The sequence below is a fragment of the Hymenobacter sp. 15J16-1T3B genome, assembly GCF_020711235.1.
In the GTDB taxonomy this organism is placed as follows: Bacteria; Bacteroidota; Bacteroidia; order Cytophagales; family Hymenobacteraceae; genus Solirubrum.
In genome coordinates this window covers 1-21,614 of sequence record NZ_JAJFAV010000021.1, presented here as the reverse complement: position 1 = coordinate 21,614, position 21,614 = coordinate 1, and the positions used below count along the sequence as shown (strand labels likewise).

Annotated in this window: 16 protein-coding genes; 6 read left to right on the top strand and 10 right to left on the bottom strand. The window is 68.1% G+C overall.

Annotated elements, in window-relative coordinates:
• Positions 1–10: 10 nt before the first annotated feature.
• The gene (locus tag LJ737_RS24595) at positions 11–1,372 is read right to left on the bottom strand and encodes a YfcC family protein (RefSeq protein WP_227769425.1); all 1,362 of its coding nucleotides are present in this window, start codon (positions 1,370–1,372) and stop codon (positions 11–13) included.
• A gap of 312 nt (positions 1,373–1,684) precedes the next feature.
• Between LJ737_RS24595 and LJ737_RS24590 the strand changes: the two genes are divergently transcribed.
• A complete protein-coding gene (locus LJ737_RS24590) occupies positions 1,685–1,930 on the top strand; it encodes a hypothetical protein (protein ID WP_227769424.1) in 246 nt (81 codons plus the stop codon).
• Positions 1,931–1,957: 27 nt separating this feature from the next.
• Here LJ737_RS24590 and LJ737_RS24585 read toward each other — a convergent pair whose 3' ends face one another.
• Complete coding sequence (locus tag LJ737_RS24585; protein WP_227769423.1) at positions 1,958–2,404, bottom strand: hypothetical protein; 447 nt, start codon at positions 2,402–2,404, stop codon at positions 1,958–1,960.
• A 14-nt stretch (positions 2,405–2,418) separates the two neighbouring features.
• Positions 2,419–4,695: an efflux RND transporter permease subunit gene (locus LJ737_RS24580; protein WP_227769422.1), complete on the bottom strand. Its 2,277-nt coding sequence runs from the start codon at positions 4,693–4,695 to the stop codon at positions 2,419–2,421.
• 304 nt (positions 4,696–4,999) lie between these two features.
• On the opposite strand from LJ737_RS24580, the gene LJ737_RS24575 reads away from it, so the two are divergent.
• The 3 genes from LJ737_RS24575 to LJ737_RS24565 all read left to right on the top strand — a co-directional run bounded on the left by LJ737_RS24575 (position 5,000) and on the right by LJ737_RS24565 (position 9,745).
• Positions 5,000–5,905 (top strand): UbiA prenyltransferase family protein, encoded by a 906-nt coding sequence (locus LJ737_RS24575; protein ID WP_227769421.1) that lies wholly within the window; start codon positions 5,000–5,002, stop codon positions 5,903–5,905.
• 9 nt (positions 5,906–5,914) lie between these two features.
• Positions 5,915–8,545 carry a PEP/pyruvate-binding domain-containing protein gene (locus LJ737_RS24570; RefSeq protein WP_227769420.1) on the top strand — a complete coding sequence of 877 codons (2,631 nt, stop codon included), beginning with the start codon at positions 5,915–5,917 and terminating at the stop codon, positions 8,543–8,545.
• 132 nt (positions 8,546–8,677) lie between these two features.
• Positions 8,678–9,745 carry a hypothetical protein gene (locus LJ737_RS24565; RefSeq protein ID WP_227769419.1) on the top strand — a complete coding sequence of 356 codons (1,068 nt, stop codon included), beginning with the start codon at positions 8,678–8,680 and terminating at the stop codon, positions 9,743–9,745.
• A 43-nt stretch (positions 9,746–9,788) separates the two neighbouring features.
• Here LJ737_RS24565 and LJ737_RS24560 read toward each other — a convergent pair whose 3' ends face one another.
• Positions 9,789–10,238, bottom strand: a complete 450-nt coding sequence (locus tag LJ737_RS24560; protein ID WP_227769418.1) for a GNAT family N-acetyltransferase — start codon at positions 10,236–10,238, stop codon at positions 9,789–9,791.
• Between the two features lie 127 nt (positions 10,239–10,365).
• Here LJ737_RS24560 and LJ737_RS24555 point away from each other — a divergent pair, with 127 nt between their 5' ends.
• On the top strand, positions 10,366–11,253 hold the full coding sequence (locus LJ737_RS24555; RefSeq protein ID WP_227769417.1) for a LysR family transcriptional regulator: 888 nt from the start codon (positions 10,366–10,368) through the stop codon (positions 11,251–11,253).
• A gap of 77 nt (positions 11,254–11,330) precedes the next feature.
• Here LJ737_RS24555 and LJ737_RS24550 read toward each other — a convergent pair whose 3' ends face one another.
• The 5 genes from LJ737_RS24550 to LJ737_RS24530 all read right to left on the bottom strand — a co-directional run bounded on the left by LJ737_RS24550 (position 11,331) and on the right by LJ737_RS24530 (position 18,703).
• A complete protein-coding gene (locus tag LJ737_RS24550; RefSeq protein WP_227769416.1) occupies positions 11,331–12,527 on the bottom strand; it encodes an aminoglycoside phosphotransferase family protein in 1,197 nt (398 codons plus the stop codon).
• Positions 12,520–13,659: a DUF3419 family protein gene (locus LJ737_RS24545; protein ID WP_227769486.1), complete on the bottom strand. Its 1,140-nt coding sequence runs from the start codon at positions 13,657–13,659 to the stop codon at positions 12,520–12,522. The genes LJ737_RS24550 and LJ737_RS24545 overlap by 8 nt, the downstream gene beginning before the upstream one ends.
• Before the next feature lie 16 nt (positions 13,660–13,675).
• Entirely contained in the window at positions 13,676–15,121 is a 1,446-nt protein-coding gene (locus tag LJ737_RS24540; RefSeq protein WP_227769415.1) for an AMP-binding protein, read from the bottom strand.
• Between the two features lie 844 nt (positions 15,122–15,965).
• Entirely contained in the window at positions 15,966–16,226 is a 261-nt protein-coding gene (locus LJ737_RS24535) for a hypothetical protein (protein WP_227769414.1), read from the bottom strand.
• 11 nt (positions 16,227–16,237) lie between these two features.
• Positions 16,238–18,703 carry a TonB-dependent receptor gene (locus tag LJ737_RS24530; RefSeq protein ID WP_227769413.1) on the bottom strand — a complete coding sequence of 822 codons (2,466 nt, stop codon included), beginning with the start codon at positions 18,701–18,703 and terminating at the stop codon, positions 16,238–16,240.
• A gap of 147 nt (positions 18,704–18,850) precedes the next feature.
• On the opposite strand from LJ737_RS24530, the gene LJ737_RS24525 reads away from it, so the two are divergent.
• Complete coding sequence (locus LJ737_RS24525; RefSeq protein WP_227769412.1) at positions 18,851–19,591, top strand: MarR family winged helix-turn-helix transcriptional regulator; 741 nt, start codon at positions 18,851–18,853, stop codon at positions 19,589–19,591.
• A gap of 147 nt (positions 19,592–19,738) precedes the next feature.
• Here LJ737_RS24525 and LJ737_RS24520 read toward each other — a convergent pair whose 3' ends face one another.
• Entirely contained in the window at positions 19,739–21,403 is a 1,665-nt protein-coding gene (locus LJ737_RS24520; RefSeq protein WP_227769411.1) for a M28 family peptidase, read from the bottom strand.
• Positions 21,404–21,614: the final 211 nt, after the last annotated feature.

Here is a 21,614-nt window from a genome sequence, read left to right as displayed (position 1 = left end):
TGCCCGGAGCTTACACGCCCACGGCAATGCCGACGACAATGGCTAGCACGGCCAGCGCGAGCAGCAGCAGGTAGAGCGGAAACACGAACTTCCACCACTGGTCGAAGCGCACCCCACAGGCGGCCACGATGGCCATGAGCGCGCCGTTGGTGGGCGTGATGATTTCGCAGAGGCCCGCACCGTATTGGAAGGCCAGCACCGTGACCTGGCGCGACAACCCGAGCAGGTCCGACAGCGGCGTGAGGATGGGCATGGTCAGCACGGCCTGCCCGCTCACGCTCGGCACCGGCAGGTGCAGGGCCGTGTGCAGGCCCAGCATGCCCAGGGCCGAGGCCGCCACCGGCAGGTGGGCCAGCGGGGCTGAAAGGCCGTTGACGATGGTATCAACAATCTGGCCCTGCTCCAGCACCACGAAAATGGCGCGGGCAAAGCCGATGAGCATGCCCGAAAAGGCAATGTCCTTGAAACCGGCAATGAAGCCCTCGGCCGTGCCCGTCAGGCCTAGCCCGCCCACCAGGCCGGCGGCCACGCCCAGGGCAAAGAACAGAGCCGACATCTGGCCGAAGTCCCAGCCCAGCTCCAGCACGCCGTAGGCAAAAAAGGCGAAGGTGACGAAGAGCAGCAGCAGCACCAGCCCGTGGCGGTGCCCGCCCTCGTGGGCCGAGTGCTCGGCTTCGATTTGCGCGTCGTCGACGGCCAGCGGGGCCAGTTCGCGGTGGCGCTGGGCGTAGCGCAAGGTGCCGCCGATCCAGATCAACAGGGCCAGGGCCAGAAACACCAGGCGGAAGCCCAGGCCCGAGAGCAAGGGCAGGCCGGCGAGCTTTTGGGCAATGCCCACCTGAAACGGGTTCATGGGGCTAAAGGCCGCGCCCACCGCCGCCGAGCCGATGCTCACGGCCGCCGCCGTCAGCACGGGGTAGCGCATGCGGCGCATGAGCACCAGCAGCACCGGCACCAGCGGCACGATTTCCTCCTGCATGTTTTCGAGCGCGCCCATGGTGGCGAAGAGCAGGGCCACCACCGGAATGACCAGCGCCTCGCGTCCCCGCAGCTTCTCCAGCAGCCAGTCGACGCCGCGGCGCAGGGCCCCGGTCTGGTCGACCACGGTGAAGGCGCCGCCGGCCAGAAACACCAGGAAAATGACGTCGGCCGCGTCCTGCAGGCCCTTGGGAATGGCCGTCAGCGCATCCAGCGGCGAAACGGGCGTGGGCGCCACGCGGTGGTAGGAGCCGGGCACCACCACTTCGCGCTTGGTGGCCTCGTCCTGGCGCCGCTCGAAGCGGCCGGCCGGCAGGAGGTAGCTCAGGCCGACGGCCAGCAAAATGAAACCAACGAGGAGCACCAACGGGTGCGGAAAGCGGAACGAGGGCATACGGGCGCGGCGGAAGTGGAGCGTCAGAAGAACGCGAAGGTAGCGCCGAACCGGCCGGAACGAACAGCAAACGGCACCGGTTTAGCGAAACGCGGGGCGCGCATCCGCCGTCCGCCTGCGGGTAGTTTTCGACCAGCGCGCGGCCCCGATCAAGGCCGTCTGCCCCGTGGCTGTAGCGCCGCCGCATAGGGCCAACGGCCGGCCGCCGACGGCACCAGCGGCTAGGCCGGCGCCACCGGCCAGCTGCTTTGCCGATTCAATTCTTCCCGTATATTGCCCACCGCCGGCCGCGCAGTTGCCCCTAGTGTTGTCATGAAATACGCCGCTTTTACCACGCTTTCCCTGGGCCAGCAGGCCGAAGTGCTGCGCTGCGCCGGCCACCACCTGGCCGACCGCGCCGAGCACGGCTGCCGCCTGCAGCTGTGGGCCCTGGAGGATTTTTACGCCGAAATCTGGCGGCTCGCGGGCGAGGAGCGCGTGCTCTTCATCAACCTGTTTCAGAAGCCCGCGCTGCTGCAGTGCTGGCTCGACGCGGTGCAGCTGCCGGAGGAGCTGTAAAAGCTGTGGCGAAGCGACCTAGCTACGTCAGGCCCTCATGATTTCGCAGTACACCCGCACGCGCCACTCCGTTTCCGGCTCGGCGTAATCTGCCCGAGCCGTGAAGCGCAGAAAATCGGCCAGCAGCGCGGCTTCGCTGCGCACCAGCTCCACGGGGGCACTGAACGGGAGCTGCTCGTGGCAGTTGCTGAGAAAATTGAAGCGCAGGTGGCCCGACTGGTAATCAACCCACAGGTAGTAGAGCAGCGCGTCGGTAACGGCTTGCCGGCGCAGTTGCGCCAGCCGGTTCTGCTTGACGCGCTGCAGCCAGTGCGCGAAGTCGGCTACGCGCAACGACGCAGCAAGCTCGGCCGGCAGCTCGATGCGCCAGGCATTTTGCCGGACTTCCTCGTTGAGCCGCTCGGCCGAGCCGGTTAGCAGCACCGGGTCCGTTACTATCTCTTCGAGGCTGGCGAAATAGGCGCGGGTGTCCATGCAAGGCAAGATAATCAGGCCCGCACCACGTCGGGGGCCGGCTCCCGGTCGAAGCGCGCCAGCACCAGCGGGAAAATGACGATTTCGCCGAACAGCGCGGCGGCCACGCTGACGGCCGTGAGCACGCCGAACAGCTGCACCGTCTTCAACGAACCCAGGCCCATCACGGCGTAGCCCAGAAACAAAATCAGGCTGGTGAGCACAATGGTGGGCCCGACGTGGGTGATGGTGGCCAGCCGCGCCGCGTGGGGCGCGAGGGTGCGCCGGGCCTCTTGGTAGTGGTGAATGTAGTGCACCGTGTCGTCGACGCAGAGGCCGAGCACGATGGCGGCAATGCTGGCCGTGGCCGTGTCGAGCCGGATGCCGCACCAGCCCATCACGCCCAGCAGCACCAGCACCGGAAACAGGTTGGGCAGCACCGTGAGCAGGGCCAGGCGCAGGCTGCGCACGTACAGCCACACCAGCCCGAACACCGTGACGATGGAAAGGAGCAGGCTCTGGGTTTGCGAGGTCGTCACGTACTCGGTGATGCGGGCGTACATGGGCTGGTAGCCGGCGGGTCGCACCCGCGCCACCGGCCCGAGCGTGCGGGCAGCCAAGCGCAGCAGCGTGTCGGTTTTGGCCGTGAGCTGCCGGGCCGAGAGCATGCGGCCGGCCACGGTGATGCGCCCCGTGCCGCTGGGCCGGTGAATAAACTCGGCCGCCAGCTGCGGGTAATCGGTGGCCAGCTGCCGGTCCACGGCGTTCAGCAGGCTCTGGCTGCCCAGCGCCCGGCGGCCCCGGCCCGGAAACTGCACGTCGAGCCCGGCTTGGTAGAGCGAGTGAAAGCCGAACACCCGGCCCACGCCCGGCAGCAGCCGCACCGAATCGGCAAAGGCGGCCGCGGCCTGCACCACGGCCGCGTCGCGGAGCCGGTGGCCGGGGCGGGGCTCCACGAGCAACTCCAGGGGCAAGTAGGGGCCCCAGGTGGCTTCGAGGCGGCGGTGGTCCTGCACCACGGGGTGGTCGGCCGGAAAGTAGCCGAGCGTGTAGGTATCGGCTTTGAGCAGAAAAATGCCCGCCCCGGCCAGCAGCGTGAAAGCCGCCGACACGGCCGTGAAGCCGAGCGGGCGGGCCAGCAGATACTCGTAGAAACGAGCCAGGCCGCGGCTGGTGGCGCGGGTGGCGCGGGGCGCGGGCGCGGTCAGCGGCAAGATGATGGCCCCGAGTACGAAGGTCAGCAGCAGGCACAGGGCAATGCCAAGGGCGGCGAACAGGCCGAAATTGCGCAGAATGGCCATCGGGCTGCTGACCAGAGCCAAGAAGCCGGCGACGGTGGTGAGCATGGTGGCCAGGCAGGGCGAAAACGTGCGCTGCAAAGCCATTAGGGCCGATTCGCGGCGCGCAAGGGCCGGCGCCGCAGTAGGAGCGGCTCCCGGTTCGGCCACCAGATTCCGCTCGTTGATGACGTGCATGGCGTCCATGATGCCGAGCAGGATGAGCACCACCGGCAGCAGCACCGTCATCAGGTTCAGGCGGTGGCCCAGCAGGCCGTAGGCGCCCAGCGTCAGGTACGTGGCCCCGCCCACGATGCCGAGCACGTACAGCAGCAGCCAACCGTTGCGGTACAGCAGCAGGAAGATGCCGAACATCAAGGCGTAGCCCAGCCCGAGAAACAGGCCGAAATCGTGCTGGGAGAGGGCGTTGAGGCCGGCGAAAATGATGCCCACGCCGCCCAGCGCCACATTCTGGCGCGGCACATGGCGGTAGGCGGTGCGCGTCACCTCGTCCAGAATGGCCCCGCGCCGGGCATCGAAGCCGGGCAGGCGGCGCAGTACCACCACGAAGCGGGCGGTGCGCGCGTCGGGCGAAAACAGCTGCTCGCGCAACAGCGGGTGCGCGGCCAGCGTGCGGCGCACCGCGGCGGGCGAGGCCCCGGGCGCCAGCAGCGGCTGCGGGCCGGCCCCGCCCAGCACCCCGGCACGGGCGGGCACCACCGCGTTGCCGGGCCCGATGACGGCCGCCACGCTCGGCAGCTGCTCCAGCGCCCGACTCAGTTCGCGGAAGCGCGCGAAGTAAGCGGGTGTGAGCAGCGTTTCCGCGTCGTGCACGCCGACGATGACCACTTCGTCGTTGCCGAAGCGCCGCTGAAAGTCGTGGTAAGCCTGCAGGCTGGGGTCGTTCTGCAGAAACCAGGCTTCCAGGCTGTTGTCGACCTGCACGGCCCGGCGCACGCCCGGCCAGAGCGCCACACCGGCGGCCAGCAACAGGGCCAGCAGCCAAAAACGGAATCGGTAGAGCGAGTAGATCATGCCGTAAAGTAGCGCGGCGCGTACCGCATCTGGTACTAGCGGGAGAGGCGCGCGGCCGAAAATGCTATTTTTCTAAAGTCAGATCCGAAACGCCCTGGGCGAAGCAACACCGCCGGCAGAAACCTGCCGCCACGGCGCCGTACCAAGACCTTTATTGGCTAGAAACGCACAAAAACGCGCCGCGTCAATTCTTCCGGAGCGGTGGCCTATGGAGCCGCCCGCGCCGGCGGTTTCGCAGCTGGCTAAGGTCAGAAACGGGCAGTCATTGGGCGGACGAGCGGCCCTGGCGCCGTAATTTGGGCCTATGAATAGTCGAGCCTTCTGGGCCTACCTGCAGGAGCGGTTTCCGCCCGTCAACATGGCCCTGTTCGCCATCCTGTTTCTGACGGTGTATGCCGTGGCGCGGGCCACCCAGCCAGCCGCCGCGGCCCTGGCCGGCTTCGGCCCGCGCGAGGCGCTGGGCATCGTGGCGGTCATCTCGTTTTTTTTCCGCCTGCGCGTCTTCGATGAAATCAAGGACTACGCCGCCGACGCCGTCAACTTCCCCGAGCGGGTGCTGCAATCGGGCCGCGTGACGCTGGGGCAGTTGCAGCGGCTGGCCTGGGCCGGGCTGCTGCTCGAAGCGGCCTGGTCGGGCTGGATGGGCGGGGCCACGCTGCTGGCCTGGGGGCTGGCCGTGGGCTACAGCTTGGTGATGCGCTACGAGTTTTTCGCGCCGGCCTGGCTGCGGGCCCGGCTGGTGCTCTACGCCCTCACCCACCTGCTCATCATGCCGCTGCTGATCGGCTGGGTGTGGGCCGCTTACGCCGCCGCGCCGCGGTTCACGCCGCCCCTGCTGCTGCTGGGGCTGTTGAGTTTGCTCGGCGGGCTGGCCTTCGAAATAGCCCGCAAAATCAAGCCCGCTCCCGACGAGCGGCCCGGCGTCGACTCCTACTCGCGCACCTTGGGCTACGGCGGGGCCATGGCGGCCGTGCTGCTGGTGCTACTAGCCGGCTCGGCGGTGCAGGGCTACTTGCTGCAGTTGCTGCAGGCCCGCGCTTGGCCCTTTGGGCTGATGGGCGGGCTGTTTGTGGCCACCGCGGCGGCCTACGGGCTGAGCTGGCGCCGGCCCGCCGCCCGGCCCCTGAAAGTAGCCGAGCTGCTGGTGTCGCTGTTTATGCTGACGAGCTACGTGGCCATCATCGTGGAAATTGCCCGCCGATTATCCTAAGCCGCCCGCATGCTGATTACGACCGACAACGCCCGGCAGTACCCCGAGGCCACCGTGGGGGGCAAAGCCCGCGGGCTGCAACGGCTGCAAGCCGCCGGCCTGCGCGTGCCCGATTTCGCCGTCATTCCCGCCGAGGAATTCGACGGGGCGCTGGCCGGCGCGCACCACCCGGCAGAACTCCACGCCCGGCTGGCGCAGTGGCCGCTGCCCGCGGCGCTGCAAACGCAGGTGCGCGCGGCCCTGCAGCGCTGGAATTTTCCCGCCGAGCCGGTGGTGGTGCGCTCCTCCGTGGCCGACGAGGACGGCCGCCACGATGCCTTCGCCGGGCTGATGGACTCGTTTCTGAACCTGACTTCGGAAGACGCCGTGCTGGCGGCCGTGGCCCGTTGTGCCGCCTCGGCCTATTCCGAGCGGGCTCTGGCCTACCGCCGCCAAAAAGGCCTCTCGCTACGGGCCCGCCCGGCCGTCATTATTCAGCGCCAGGTGACGCCCGCGGCCAGCGGAGTGATGTTCACCACCTTTCCCGAGTACCCGCAGGAGCTGGCCGTTCACGCCGTGCGCGGCTTCGGCGAGGGGCTGGTGAGCGGGCAGCTGCCGCCCGACGAGTTCTACCTGCTGAAAGCCACCGGGCAGGCGCACCGCCGCGTGCTCGGCGGCCAGGACGAGCAACTGGTGGCCCGGCCCGCGGGCGGCCTCACGGCGCAGGTCGTCGGGCCAGGGCCGGCCGCGCCCTGCCTGAGCGAGGCCCAGCTGACGGCGCTGTTCGGCCTGGGGCAGCGGCTGGAAGCGGAGCTGGGCGGGCCCCAGGACGTGGAGTTCGTGGTGGATGCGGCCGGGGCGCTGTGGGTGGTGCAGGCCCGGCCTATTACCCAGCCCATTCCGGAGGTCGTCGTGTACGACAACAGCAACATCCAGGAAAGCTACTGCGGGGTCACCACGCCGCTTACGTTCAGCTTTGCCCGCCGCGCCTACGCCACCGTGTACCGCCAAACCATGCACGCGCTGGGCCTGCCCCCGGCGCAGATTGCGGCGCAGGAGCCGGTGGTGACCAACCTGCTCGGGCTGGTGCAGGGCCGCATTTACTACCACATCAACAACTGGTACCGCGGCCTACAACTGCTGCCCGCCTTTCGCCAGAACAAGGACGACATGGAGCGCATGATGGGCCTGGAAGAGCCCGTCGACTTCGTGCAGACCCGGGAGAAAAGCCTGCGCGACAAGCTCCGGCTGGCGCCGCGGCTGCTGCTGAACCTCTCGCGGCTGCTGCTGGCCTTTGCCCGCCTCGACGGGGCCGTGCGCACGTTTCAGGCCCGGTTTGCGGCCCATTACCAGCGCTTCTACGCCCGGCCGCTGCAGGCGCTGAGCCCGGCCGAGCTGCTGGCCGAAAAAGCCCGCCTCGACGCCGAATTGCTGGGACAGTGGTCCACGCCCATCGTCAACGACTTCTACGTGATGATGACCAACGGCCGGGCCCTGCGCCAGCTGCGGCAAGTGGGCGCCCCGGAGCCCGAGGAGCTGCTGCGCCGCTACCTGGCCGCCGACCAGGACCTGGCCAGCACCCAACCCACCCGCCGCCTGCTGGCCCTGGCCGCGCTGGCCCGCCCCCAGGAGCCGCTGCGCCAGCTCATCGTTGATTTTTCCGACGACTTGCCCGCCCAGGTGCAAGCCCGCTTTCCCGCGTTTGCCGCCGAGGTAGCCGCCTTCATCGAGCAGTTCGGCGACCGGACGGTGGGGGAGCTGAAGCTGGAAACCGCGACCATGCGCACCCGCCCGCTGATTTTCTACCAGTACCTGCGCAACTACCTCGTGCCCGGCGCTGCGCCCGCCGCCTTCGGCACTGCCGACCAGACCGTGCAGCACGGCGCCCAGGCCGATATCGACGCGCTGCTGCGCGGGCGCCTGCCCTGGCGCCGCCGGCAGCTGCGCCAGCGGCTGCAGCAGTTGCAGCGCGCCATTGCGCACCGCGAGGCGCTGCGGCTGGAGCGCACCCGCCTGTTTGGCATGTACCGCGGGCTGTACCTGGCCTTGGGCGAGCAGCTGACCGCCGCCGGCGAGCTGGCCACCGCCCGCGACGTGTTTTACCTGACCGAGGCCGAAATCGAAGCCGCCGCCCGCCGCTTGAGCGAATCCGCTGCCGCCGCGACGCGGATCCAACCGGTGCGCGCCGCTGCCGCCGAAGAAACTGCCGAAACCGCGTCGCTGCGCGTGCTGGTGGCCGAGCGGCAGCAGGAATTTGCCCGCTACGCCCAGCAGCACGTGCCCAGCCGCGTGACGGTGCCCGCCCCGCCCGCGGCGGCACCCGCGGCGGACGAGGCCGCCGACCCCGGGCTGCTGCGCGGCACCGGCTGCTACCCTGGGCAGCTCAGCGGCGAAGTCATTGTGGTGACCAGCCCCGAGGACAGCTTGGCCGTGGCCGGCAAAATCGTCTGCGCCCTACGCACCGACCCAGGCTGGGCGGCGCTGTTTCCGGTGTGCCGCGGCGTCATCATCGAAAAGGGTTCCTCGTTGTCGCATTCGGTGATTCTGCTGCGCGAGCTGGGCATTCCCACCATCATCAACGTGCCCGGCCTCACGCGCCGGCTGCAGAGCGGCCAACGCGTGCGCATGGACGGCCGCAGCGGCGAAATCGAGCTGCTGTAGCGCGCAGAGGCGCTGCCTGAGTTGTGGCAAGCGCCCGGGCGACGATGTGGTGTCCCGCCAAGCCGGCGGTGCGCGCCACGCGGCTGTTGCGGCAGCTATTTGCGGGCCCGGGCCGCCTTATCTTTTACTTCTATGAGCAACCTCCGCCGCATTTCTTACCAAGGGCAGCTGCCCGAGTCCTTCTGGCTGATTGCCGACCGCGTGTACGCCGACCGGCCGCAGCGGCCCGCCGAAAGCCGGCCGCTGACCGAGCAGCTGTTTGCCCTCGAAGCCAGCCGCAACGACATCGTACTTTACACCGACGAGGCCACGCTGCGCTTGGTCGGCATTTTCCCGCACGAGTCCGAAGAAGCGTTTTTTGGTTTCTGGGAAACCATGCCCAATGCGGCGCTGAACGAAGAAGCGTTTGAGCTGCTGCGCGCCGACGCCCGGCAGCGCGGCCGGCGCCGCCTCGTCGGCCCCGTCGACTTCAACACTTACCACCGCTACCGCCTGCGCCTGCCGCCCGCGCCCGGCTGGGGCGTGTTCGATCGGGAGCCCGTCAACCCCGATTACTACCCCGCGCTGCTGGCTGGCTTGGGGCTGGCGCCCGTCAGCACCTTCGAGAGTCGCCGCATCCGGCCCCAAGACGTGCCGGCGGTCTACACCGAAAAGGATATGCTGCTGCGCGAGCTGGCCAAGATTCCGTTCGACTTCATTCCGCTAAACGAGCACACCTGGCAGGAGCACGAAACGGCCATTTTCGAGCTGGTGCAAGCTATTTTCGGGGCCAACCCCGGCTACCGGCCGGTGCCGCTGGCGCAGTTTCGGCTGCTCTACAACCGGCAGTACGCCGCCAAGCTGTGCCCGCACACCTCGGTGCTGTTTCGCGACCAAGCTAGCGGCGAGCTGGCCGCGCTGAGCTTCTGCCACCCCAACTATACCGACCTGGCGCTGCCCGACGACGCGCCGCCCGTGTTTGAGCGCGACTTCCCGCGCCTGGCCCGCAAGCAGCTGCTGGCCAAAACCGTGGGCGTGCACCCGGCCTACCGGCAGCGCGGGCTGATGTCGTACCTGGGCGCCTACGGCATGGTGCACTTCCGCGAGCGGTACGACGACGTCATCTTCTGCCTGATGCGCACCGGCAACTTTTCCCTGCACTTCACCGACGGCCTGCCCGCCGAAACCGCTCACTACGCGCTCTTCGGCCAGGACTTATAAAGAGCCGGTTTAGGCCAGGGCGCCCGACCGGCGTAGGCCGCGCTTACACCGCCTTCTGCATGCACACGCTGTTGTCGACGCCGATGTACTGCCCGTAGTTCGGGATAAATTGGTAGCCGCTTTTCTGGTAGAGGCGGATGGCTTCGGGCTGCTTTTTGCCGGTTTCGAGCACGCAGCCCGCGTAGCCCAGCTCCCGCGCCCAGCCTTCCAGCTCCGTCAGCACGGCTTGGGCCACGCCGCGGCCCCGGTGCACGGGTTGCACAAACATGCGCTTGATTTCCACCGAATCGGCCTCGAATGGCTTGAAGGCGCCGCAGCCAACGGGCTCGTCGTCCTGATAGGCCACCACCACGTGCCGGATGGCGTCGACCTTGTTGAATTGGGCGTAGAAGCCGTGCTCAGCGCCGTCGCGCACTTGCAGATCCTGGTCGAGCAGGCGGACCAGGGCGCGAAAATCGGCGTTGTCGGAATCGGTGCGGAGCAGGCGCAGCATAACGGAAAAGGAAAGCAAGTGAGTGGACGCCCGCGGCAGCTCGCCGCGCGGAATAGCCACAAAACTAGGCGGCGCGTTGATGCGCAACAATGCTACTTTCGCCGCAACCAATGCCGTTGCTGCATCAATGAACCTGCACCACATCCGCTACTTTCTGCGCCTGGCCGACCGCCTGCACTTCTGGCAAACGGCCGAGCAGTTGGGTATTACGCAGTCCTCGCTCAGCCGTCACATCCAGGGCCTGGAGCAGGAGCTGGGTTTTGCGCTGCTGGAGCGCCGCTCGCGCACCGTGCGCCTGACCGCCGCCGGCCAGCTGCTGCAGGCCGAGTGGACGCGCCTGCTCGCCGAATTCGACGCGGTGCAGCGCCACGCCGGCCAGCTGAGCCGGGGCGAAGTGGGCAGCCTGCGCCTGGGCCACGTGGGCTCGGTGGCCTACGACTGGCTGCCGCGGCTGCTGCAGGGCTTCACCGCCCGCTACCCGCTGGTAGCGCTGGAATTGCACGAAATCGGCGCCGCGGACTCCGAGCAGCAGCTGCTCAGCTACCAGCTCGACGCCGGCTTCTGGCGCGAGCCAGCCCGCAACCCTGCACTGGTATCGGAGCCGGTATTTGCCGAGCCACTGGCCCTGGCCGTGCCCGCCGCCCACCCCGTCCGGGCCGATACGTTCACGTCCTTGGCCGAGCTGCGCGACGAGCGGTTCATCCTCTCGTCCTTCGCCGGCGACGGCACCTACGCCCAGACGCTGCGGGGCATGTTCGCGGCGTACGGCTTCGCGCCCCGGCGCACCATCACCTCCGATTTCGGTGCCACCATCCTGAGCCTGGTGGCCGCGGGCCTGGGCGTGGCCGTGCTGCCCATGTCCTACGCCGCCAGTCCCGCACCCGGCCTGCGCTTCCTGCCGCTGCCGCACCACACCACCGTCTACCTCACCGCGCGCCGCGACGACCCCTCCGTGGTGGTGGCCAACCTGCGGGCCGAAGTCGAGCGGCTGGTGACCGTAGCAGAGCGGAAGTAGTTGGTCCGAGGCCTGAGAAAAACAGCGCCCCGCCGGCACAGCAGTGCGGGCGGGGCGTCGGCAATTCCGCGGCGTACTCAGGCGTACACCGGCTCCGGGCGCAGCGGTTGCAGCTGGGTCAGCGTATCAAAAAAGCTGTCGACCACGCGGGGCAGGTAGGGGTAGGGTCCCACGGTGTGCGCCATCAGGTACATGCCCAGGCGGTGCAGGCCAAAATCCAGCGCCGCTAGGCCGGCCAGGCGGCGAAACGCCTCGGCGTCGGCGAAGCGGCCGGTGCGGGCGTGCAGCTGCTGGCGGTAATACTCCAGGTAGTGCGGGCGCAGGTGGTAGCGGTCGGCATCGAGCACGAAGCTGAGCAGCTCCACCACGTCGTAGGCCGGCACGTGGTAAGTGGCCAGCTCCCAGTCGTAGGCGCAGAGCTGCAGGCGGCCGGCGGCGTCGCGGCGGAAGCAGGTGTTGCGCGGGTTCAGGTCGTTGTGGCAGAGCGTGCGCGGCGCGGCGGCCAGCTCGGCCCAGTACTCCGGGATGCGGGCAATGGCCTCCTGGAGCAAGGCCGTGCGCTCGGCCGAATACAGCGCGGGGTGGTTTGTGGCGGCGTTGGTCAGCAAGGCCTGCCAGAGCGGGCTGAGCTGCTGCATATAGGCCGGGGAGGGCAGATCGGGCCAGGCCGGCAGCGCGCCGTCGGGCTCCCCGACGAGGTGGCGGGCGTGCCAAGCGGCCAGGTGGTCGAGGGCGGTGCGCAGGTGCTCGTCGGTCCAGGCCTCGGGCTGCATCACCGAGTTCAGCAATTCCACCTCTGCCTGGTCGAGGTATTCCATCAGGATGGCGTACACCTCGGCTTCGTCGTCGTGGTGCAGGCCCCAGATGCGGGGCATCAGCTCGGGCGCGGTCTGGGCGTAGAGGGCCAGCTCGCGGTGGTGGGTGTGGTGAAAGCCGCTGCGCGTGGCAAAGGCCGGGTAGGTGCGGGCCAACTCGCCGCCGCAGGCCTGGGCCAGCCCCGCCAGCATGGCCGATACCTCGTGGCCGGGCGGCTTGAGCTTGAGCACCATGCGCTCGGTGCGTGCCGGCTCCCCGTCGGCCTCGAAGATGACCAACAGGCCGAAGTGGCCCACCGGCCGGCTGGTCTGGCCCGCCGTCAGCACGGCCAGGATGCTGGCGGAGCTGTCGACGGCCAGCGGCTGCACGTCGAGCACGCGCAGGCGTCGTTGGGGGGCGTGGGCGCGCATCAGGCTCTCAATGAAGCCGGGCGAGCAGTAGTAGGCGGGGCTAGACATAAACTTCGGCTTGGGGCAACGAGGAGTGGACAAGGGTATCGGCCGGGCCGGCGCCGAGCACGCGCACGTCGCGGAAGTAAAAGCAGCTGCCGGGCAGCTGGGCGTGGGCGGGCGTGGCTTCCGCGCCGGAGGTGGCCGGTGCCGCGTCGCCCTGGGCCTGCAGCAGGTTCCAGTACACGGCGCGCAGGGCCGGGGCAGCGGGGCGGGCCTGCAGGGCAGCGCGCACGCGGGCAAAGTCCGCGGGGCTCACGTATTCGAAGATGTTGGAGAGGCTGGCCTTGCTGATGGCGCGGCCGGCCGGGCTGAGCAGGTACTCGCAGGCCTCGCCCTGCACGGTGCTTAGGCGGTGGAGCCGGCTGCGCAGGCGGCCGTGGTTGCGCACCTGGTAGCAGGGCGGCAGCACGTGCTCGGGCAGGCCTTCGGGGCCGAAAAAGAAGAAGCGGAAAAAGAAATTGTCGCGCACCAGCTCGGTGCTCAGCTGGGCCGTCAGCCGCGCGTAAAAGGCCCGGCCGCCCGATTCCTCGGCGTACTTGAACAGTTTCGGGTCGCGCCCGCGGCTGAGGTTGGCCTCGTCGAAGTAGCTCACGAACTGCGTCTCGAACTCGGTGCCGTGCAGCTGCTCCCGAAACCAGCGCTGCTGCTGCGTCACCGACTCGCAGGTGAGCAGGTGGCGCAGGCGCTGCTGCACGGCCGGGCTGAGCGTGGGCAAGAAGCCGAGCAGGTAGCTTTCCAGCTTGCCGGCCGGCAAAATGCCGCTGGGGTGGCTTTCGAAGAACGGCGCCCAGTATGCCCGCAGCGCCGCCGGCAGGCCCGGCTCGATTTGCTGCCAAGTGGCCAGCACCGCAGCCGGCCCGTCGAGGCCGAGCAAGGCGCGCAGCACCGCGGGCGCGTGGTGCAGAATGAGGTAGCGCTTCAGCTCCAGCAAGTGCAGCTGCACCGGGTTCAGGTCGATGGCCGTTACGCGGCGGGCGCCGAGCAGCAGGGCGTTGAGGGCGTTGCAGCCGGCCGAGCAGATGACGAGCAGCTCGTCGGTGAGCTGCACCTGCAAGGCAGCGGCCAGGGTGCGGCTGCTTTCCCACACCAGCGCGTAGCGCAGCCGGTCGAGGTCGACGTTATAGAATTCGGAATGCATCACGGCAGCGGGGCGCTTAGCGCAGTTGGTCGTAGAGGATTTTGGAGTGGTGGCGCCCATCGACGGGCAGGGCGGGGCGGTGGTGCAGCTGCTTGCACAGGCCGGGCGGAAACTGGGCCGCCAGCGCGGCCCGCACGGTTTCCAGGTCGGCTGGGCCCTGCACGTACACCGCAAAGCCGGTGGCCGTGGCGCGGGCGGCGGCGCGCTCTACGCCGGGCAGCTGCTGCAGCATGTGCTCGAGCTGGTAGTGCTGCACGCCGCGGTGCACCGTTTCGTTGCCCTGCCGGCCGGTCAGCCACAGGCACTGGTCGTCGTCGAAGTAGCCGAAGTCGCCGGTGGCCAGCCAGCCATCGGGCGCGGCGGCCACGTGCGGGCCGCGCACCGTGATTTCGCCCACGGCGAAGCGCCGGCCGTCGGGCATGTCGAGGCTGGTGCCCGTGCCGCGCAGCTGGCAGTGCAAGCCGGCCACCACCGGGCCCACGCAGTAGCCCTGGCGCGGGTTGGCGGGCCGGGCCGCGTCGTAGCGGCGCACGGCAATGGGCTCGGCTTCCGAGGAGCCGTAGATGCCGTAGACGGCCGCCTGGGGCAGCGCCGCTTGCAGGCCGGCCAGCAGCCACTCGGGCACCGGCGAGCCGCCCACGCCCACGGCGCGCACGGCCGGCAAGGCCACCGGCTGCCGGCGCAGTTGCTCGAGCAGGCGGGTGAAGTAGAACACGTTGCCGGTCAGCGTCTCGGCGCCCGTGAGCTGCAGCTGGGCCAGCACCCGGGCCGCGTCGAGGTCGGCGAGGTGTCCCCAGGGCACGTCGGGCAGCACCGTGGTGGCGCCCACGGCCAAATTGTGCAGCAGAATGTTGGGGAACAGCGGGAAGTCGCGCTGCCCGGCCCAGGGCGGAAACACCTGCCGCAGCACCTCGTGCTGCGCCGTGAGCACCCGGTGGCTGCGCCGGATGGCCTTGGGCCGGCCCGTGGAGCCCGAGCTGTGCGACACCAGCGCCGGCAGCTCGGCGGCTACGGCTTGCGGGGGGCGCAGCTCGGCGGCGGCCGCGGCGTCCGGGGCGCCTAGCAGCCGCAGCCCCAGCCCGCGCGTCAGCCAGCCGTAGCGCCGCGCCAGCCGCGCCGGCGCTAGCGCCGCCCCGATGCCCGCGCCTCGGCGCAATGCCAGCAGGCGGCGCACCGAAGCCCCGGCGGGTGGCAGCACCGGCACGGCGCCCAGGCTCATCACGGCCAGCAAGCCGCAAATCAGCTCGGCGCCCACGGGCAGCAGCAGCAGCACCGGCTGCTCGGCCCGGATGCCGCGCTGCGCGAGCAGTTGCTGGTAAGCCCCGATGCGGCCGGCCAGGTCGCGGCCGGTGTAGCGGGCCAACGTGCCCCGCGGCCCGGCGCCGGGCCACTCCAGCAGCACGGCCTCGGCCTGCTGGCCGAGGGTGCGGTGGATGTGCTGGTAGAAGTTGGGGGCGGTCATGGCGGAGAAGGGCGAGTCAGTAGTCCAAAGCTGGGGAATCGAGCCGACTAATGCAGGGCTAATGATGCGCGTCGCCTGACTTTTGAAAATAAGGGGAAAAGGTAGCTACGCCGTCTTGGCAAGCCGTCAAAAGCAGGAGGCTGCCAGATGATTTTGTGCATGCTAGGGCGATTACAGAGTTGCTCGATGCGACTTCCTAGCTTAGTGAGCTGGTCGTAGTTATTGCGTACATCTGACTTTATAAAGCAGTCAGCTGGGCCTTGGTAAAGGCCTAATTCCCCCGATTATGTGAGGCGACGGGGCAGACCGACGGCAGCGGGCAGTCTACCCGGACTCTAAACCGGCGCAGGCCCTGGCAACCACCGGCGCGCCCGGCGCATTGGCAATTGCAAGCGCTACCTACTTCACCCGTATGAAAAGCCGAGGCTACCTGCTCTGCGCCGCACTGGGATTGGACCCGCGGCTGACGGGCTGCCAACCAGCAGAGTCGGCGGAAACACCCACGCTGCTGGCCCGCTCGCTTCCTTGGTCATGAGCCCGCCAAACGCGAAGTATATAACGCGCTGGCCTGGGCTTATAGTGAAGAAAGCCGCATCCAACAATAGCTGCAGGTCAATGACTTGGTTGTTGCCCGCCTGCAGCAGCAACGGGCCTGGACCGCTCCGGCGCCGCGGACGCGTAGTGCCTGCGGCAGGGCTCCGCTACGAGCACCTGGAAAAGCGCTTTATCTGGTCCAGTGGGGCCGGGGCAAGCAGACCTGGGCCGATCTGCGCTATGCCCAGGCATTCGGGGCATCCGAGGCCGCTACTTTGCTGCCGCTAATACCCCACAGATCGGGCGGTTGTCAGTGGGTGGGCAGCGGGCTCAGCACGGCCGTCAGCACCACCAAGTAGTGCAGCGTGTCGTCGAGGGCTACGCAGTCGGCGGGGTACACCGCGCCGTGGCTCATCTGCAGCTCAAACAGCAGCAGGTGCAGGTCCAGCTCGCTCATGCCCAGGGCCCGGAACGTCAGCGCTAAGGGTGCCACGGGCTCGGGCGTCCAATGGTCCCGGTAGAGCAGCTGGCCGAGGGTGCGCTCAACAGCCGAGGACTCGGAACTTACCATTAGCGGCAGGCTTAGAACTCGAAGATGAAACCGATGGTAGGCGTAATCAGCGCGTCGTCATCGGTCAGTAGCACCGGAATGGCATTCGAGCCGTTGGGCTGCAGGGGCTGGCCGTCGGCGGTCTGGAAGCCGGAGTTGTCGGCCAGGCGCTGGAAGGTATAGCTCGGTTGGCTGGGATTGACAATGAGCAGCGCGTTCTGCAGGTCGATGAACAAGTCGAGCGTGGTGCGGCGCCAGTTGATTTTCTTGTCGAGGCGGAAGTCCAGCTGCTGGAAGTTGCCCAGGCGCAGGGTGTTCAGGCGCGCGTAATCGAGCACGCCGCGGCCGGTGGCCAGGTAGCTGGCCTGCGACACGGCCTCGTCAAACGGCGTGTAGGGCGAGCCGCCGGCAAAGCGGTACTTCAGCCCCACTTCCCAACCGCGGCCGAACTTGTAGCCGAAGAGCGCCGAGGCCAGGAAGCGCGAATCCCAGGCCGAAGGCACGTACTGCCCGTTGCGGCCGCTGAATTCCGAGCGGAAAGCCGTCAGCGAGGTGACGGCGAAAATGCGGCGGGTGAGCTTCTGCTGGAAGAAAAACTCGACCCCGAACGTGCGCCCGCGCCCGGTGCTGCTCACCGCCTCGTTGCCCAGGGCCGCGAAGTCGCCGCCGAGGTTGGCCAAGGAAATACCATCGCGCACCGACACGGGGTAGTGGCCGTAGCGTTTGTAGAAGCCTTCCAGCGTGAAGCGCGTGGCGGGGCCCGGCAGCCACTCCAGGCCGGCCACGTAGTGGTCGGAGCGGATGTAGCGGCTGGCTTTATTGACGGCGTTGCCGGCCTCGTCGCGGAAGCCCAGGATGGTGCTCGGCGGAATCTTGTAGTAGCGGCCCACCGAGGCATTCAGGTTCCACTTGTCGGCTAGGGCGTAAGAGGCCGACACGCGCGGCGAAAGGGTGCGCAGCAGGTGGTGGCCGTCGTCGGTGAAGGTGTTGCCGTCGGTGCGCAGGCCGGCCGAGAGGGTCAGTCGGTCGTCGGGCAGCAGGGTGCGCGTGACCTGCCCGAACAGCCCGTAGCGCAGAAAGCTCAGGTCGGTCTGGAAGCGCACGTCCACGTCGGGCGAGACGACATTGCCGCCCGCGTCGCGCACTTCGCGGCGCAGGCGGGCGAAGTAGCGGCTGTCGTAACCGATGAGCTGGGCCGAGCCGCCGTAGGCCCACTGCCACTTGCCCAGGGCCTTGTTCACGTCCACGCGCAGCTTGTTTTCGGTTTCGCCCGAGCGGGTCAGCAGCACGCGCTTGGTTTCGTCGCCGGTCTGCCCGTCCTGGAACTGGTCCAGCTTGTTGTCGAGCTGGGTGCGGCTCAAGGCCACGTTCAGGTAGCCGTTGTCGAGCAGCTGGCGCAGGGAAGCGCCCACGGTGTAGTTCCACTGGTCGATGCTGGGGTTGGAGCGCAGCACGTACTCCTTGTCGGGCGAGGACTCGCGCGGCACGGCCAGCCGAAACTTGTCGATGGCGCCCAGCCCGAGCGTGGTGACGGTGGTTTTGGGCGAGAGTTTGGTGGTCGTCTTAAACTGAAAGTCCCAGTAGTTCGGGCGGATGGGAATGTCAATCAGCCGGAACAGGTACTGTAGGTAAGAACGCCGCGCCGAGGCCAGAAACGTGGTTTTTGGCGCCAATGGTCCTTCCAGAGTGCCGGCCACCTCGGTGCCGCTCAGGCGCACGTTGCCCTGCAGGCGGTCGGGGTTGCCGTCGCGCTGCCGAAACTGAAACACCGAGGACAGCACGTTGTCGTAGCGCGCCTCGAAGGCCGAGGTGCTCAGGGTCACGTCCTCGATAAACGACACGTTCAGAATGCCCGTGGGGCCGCCGGCCGAGCCCTGGGTCTGGAAGTGGTTGATGACCGGGACCTCGATGCCGTCGAGGTAAAACACGTTTTCGTTGGGCGCCCCGCCGCGGATGATGATGTCGTTGCGGAAACCGGCCGTGCCGCCGGTGCCGCCCCCGCCTACGCCCGGCAAGGTCTGCACCACTTTGCTGATGTCGAAGTTGCCGCCGGGGTTGGAGCGGATTTCCTCCACGCTCAGCCGCTGCACCGATAAGGGTGTTTCGGCCGTGGCCACGCGGATGGCGCGGTTGGCCACCACCTGCACCTCGCCGAGCTGCTGGGACGCCGGGTTCAGCTCCAAGTTGAGCACGTTGGCGTTGCCGCTGGTCACCACCACGTTGGCCCGCAGCAGCGCGTCGTAGCCCACGAAGGAGGCGCGCAGGTTGTAGCTGCCGGTGGGCACGCCCGCCAGCCGGTAGCGGCCCTGCTCATCGGTCACCGTGCCCGTATTAGCGCCTTCCACCACCACCGACACGCCCGGCAGCAGCTCCTGGGTGCGCCGGTCGCGCACCGTGCCGGTGATGATGCCGGTGGTCTGGGCCTCGGCGGCATAGCTGCTCAGCGCGGCCGCCGCGACGACAACGGCCGGGCGCAGGAAGGGTAGGAGTGGGCGCATGTAGGATGTTTTTAGACGTTTCGGCGGCGCGATATTAGCGCATTTAGTCTAAAAACGTCCTAATTGCGGCTTTGTTTTAAATGTTTATGTACCTTTCGTTACGCGGCCGGCGGGCAAGAGTCGGCCGGCCGTGGCCTTCGTGCTTTTATGGATTACAGCCTCATCAAACAGCTGGTACTGCTTTCGGAGGAGTTTCACCGTGACTCTCCCCAATCCGTCGATTCGGCCACGGAGCTGGCCGAGTTCAGCCGCTGGCTGCAGGCCCGCACCGGCTCGGCCGACGCGCCCCGGCGGCAGACGGTGGAGCGGGAGCCCAGCCACCCAATGGAGACGGCGGCCTCGGTTATCGGCAAGTTCGTCACGTTCATGTACCGCTACCTGCGCACCTACTCGCGCCTAGCCCTGCTCAACACCCCGCTCATCACCTACGACGACTTCACCTACCTGGCCACGGTGTACGGCCGCGGGCCGCTGAGCAAAAGCGAGCTAATCACCCGCAACATCCACGAAAAGCCCACCGGCTCCGAAATCATCCGCCGCCTGCTCGCGGCCGGCTTGGTGCAGGAAGCTCCGCACGCCACCGACCGCCGCCGCAAGCTGCTGAGCCTGACGCCCGAGGGCCAGCGCGTGCTTTTCGAGGTGTTTGCCAGCATGAGCCAGGTAGCCGCCATGGCCGCCGGCAACCTCAGCGCGGCCGAGCAGGAGCAGCTGGCCTACCTGCTCACCAAGCTCGACGCCTTTCACTTCCCGGTGTTTGCCGCCGCCCGCCCCGCCAGCCTGGAAGAAATGCGCCAGCAGCACTTCCCGCACGTGTCGCCGGAGTGGCGCCCCACGGGTGCCGGCGGCCCGCCGGCCGGAGCGGGGCCCGAGCAGCCTCCGCAGGCCTAAACGACAAACGGCCCGCCGGTCTGAAACCGGCGGGCCGTTTGCGGGTAGAGCGGGCTGCCGCCTGCGTCCATCGAATAGTAATCTACAACCGGTCAGTCTCACTTCTGCGGCCACAATCGGCCTAACACCTGCGGGCGGAAGCCCGCGCTACTGCCGCCGGCCGGCGCCGAAGCGGCTGCCGAAAAAGTCGCCCTTGTTCCAGGTGGGGCGCTGCGGGTCGTTGGCAATCTGGTAGCCGATGAGGAAGTTCAGCTGCACGTACTTCACGCCCGCCTCGAAATCAAACAGGCCGTTGATGTCGTCCTGGGGCTTGTGGTAGGTGTCGGCCCGCCATTTCTGCACCAGCTCGCTGAGGTTGTTTTTCCCGTCGGCGGTTTTGTTGCCGTACTTAATGTGCAGGGCCGGAATGCCCTGCATCACGAAGCTGTACTGATCCGAGCGGATAAAGCGGTTTTGCTCCGGCTCCGGGTCGTTTTCGACGGCAAGGTCGAGGTACTGGGCGGCGCGCTGCACCGGCTGCATCAGGGAAGAATGCTGGGCGCCCAGCGGCACCACCGAGAGCAGCGGAGCAATGATGGTGGGCATGTCGGTGTTCACGTCGGCCACAATCTTGTCCTTGGGCACGGTGGGGTGGGCAGCAAAATAGGCCGAGCCCAGCAAGCCCAGCTCCTCGCCGGTTTGCAGCACGAAAAGCACCGACCGTTTGGGCCGCTCTTTCTCTTTGAGCTGCGAGTACAAGCGGGCAATTTCCAGCACCGAGGCCACGCCCGAGGCGTTGTCGTGGGCGCCGTTGTAGATGGAGTCGCCCTTCACCGCGGCGGCCACGCCGAGGTGGTCGAGGTGGGCCGAGTGCACCACGTACTCCTTGCTGAGCGCCTTGTCGGAGCCCGGCAACTGGCCCACCACGTTGTAGGAGTCCAGATCCTTGTAAGTGCTGCCGAAGTCCACCTTGGCCACCGTGCGCAGCGGCAGCGAGGCCGGCTTGCCGGCGCGCAGCGCCGTGAGCACCCGGCCGGTATCCGACTTAGCAGCGAGCAGCAGGTTTTGCAGCGTGCCTACCGTGGCGGCGCCCACCACCCGCAAGCCCACGCCCGGCAAGTAGCTGCGCGAGGCGGCCACCTTGCCCTTGGCGTCGAGCACGCTGTAGGCGCCGCGCTTCACGCTCGGCAGCTGGGCCTTGGGGCTGGGGCTGACCACCAGCACGCCCGTGGCGCGGTGCCGGGCGGCGTTCTGCATAATCATCAGCAAATCCTGGCTGGCGGCGGCCACCGTCGAGGGGAAAGCCTTGGGCGCCCCGCGCAGCACCACCACGATTTTGCCGTCCACGTCGAGGCCGGCGTAGTCGTCGTACTTCAGCTCGGGGGCGGTGATGCCGTAGCCAGCAAACACCAGCGGGGCCTGCTGAAACACCTTCGCTTGCTCCGGATTGGGATAGTACACGAAATCCTCGCCGGCGCGCAGCGGAGTGGGCACTTTCTTGTCTTCGATGAGGGCCAGCAGCGGCTCGGGCTGCAGGAAGGCGCGGCGCAGGCGCACTTTCTGCACGTAGCTGCCGTTGTCGCCGGCCGGCTTCACGCCGAAGGACTGCAGCTGCTTGGTCACGTAGTCGACGGCCATCTGGTAGCCTTCGGTGTCGGGCTGCCGGCCGCGCAGCTTGTCGTCGGCCAGGTACTGGATGTGGGCTTTGACGTCGTCGGCCTTCACCTTCTTCAGGGCCGACGTGACGGATTTATCGAGGGTGAGCGACTGGGCCGCCGCGGTCAGCGGCAGCGCCAAACTGGCCATGACAAGCCAGGAACGGAAATGCATCATAGGGGCAAGTACGCGGAAAGCACAAACATACGGCCGGCGGACCTTGGGCGTTGGGACACCCTCTGCCCGGACTTACTCAGCGGGGTAATTACAACGGCGCCGTGCGCGGGCCAACTCACTGGTCCTTCGCTTTGGCTCCCGCCGCGGCCGCCCTTCTTCCCGGGCCGCGGCCTTCTTTCCCTTCTTGCGGTTCGTGCCCGGCTCGCCCTTT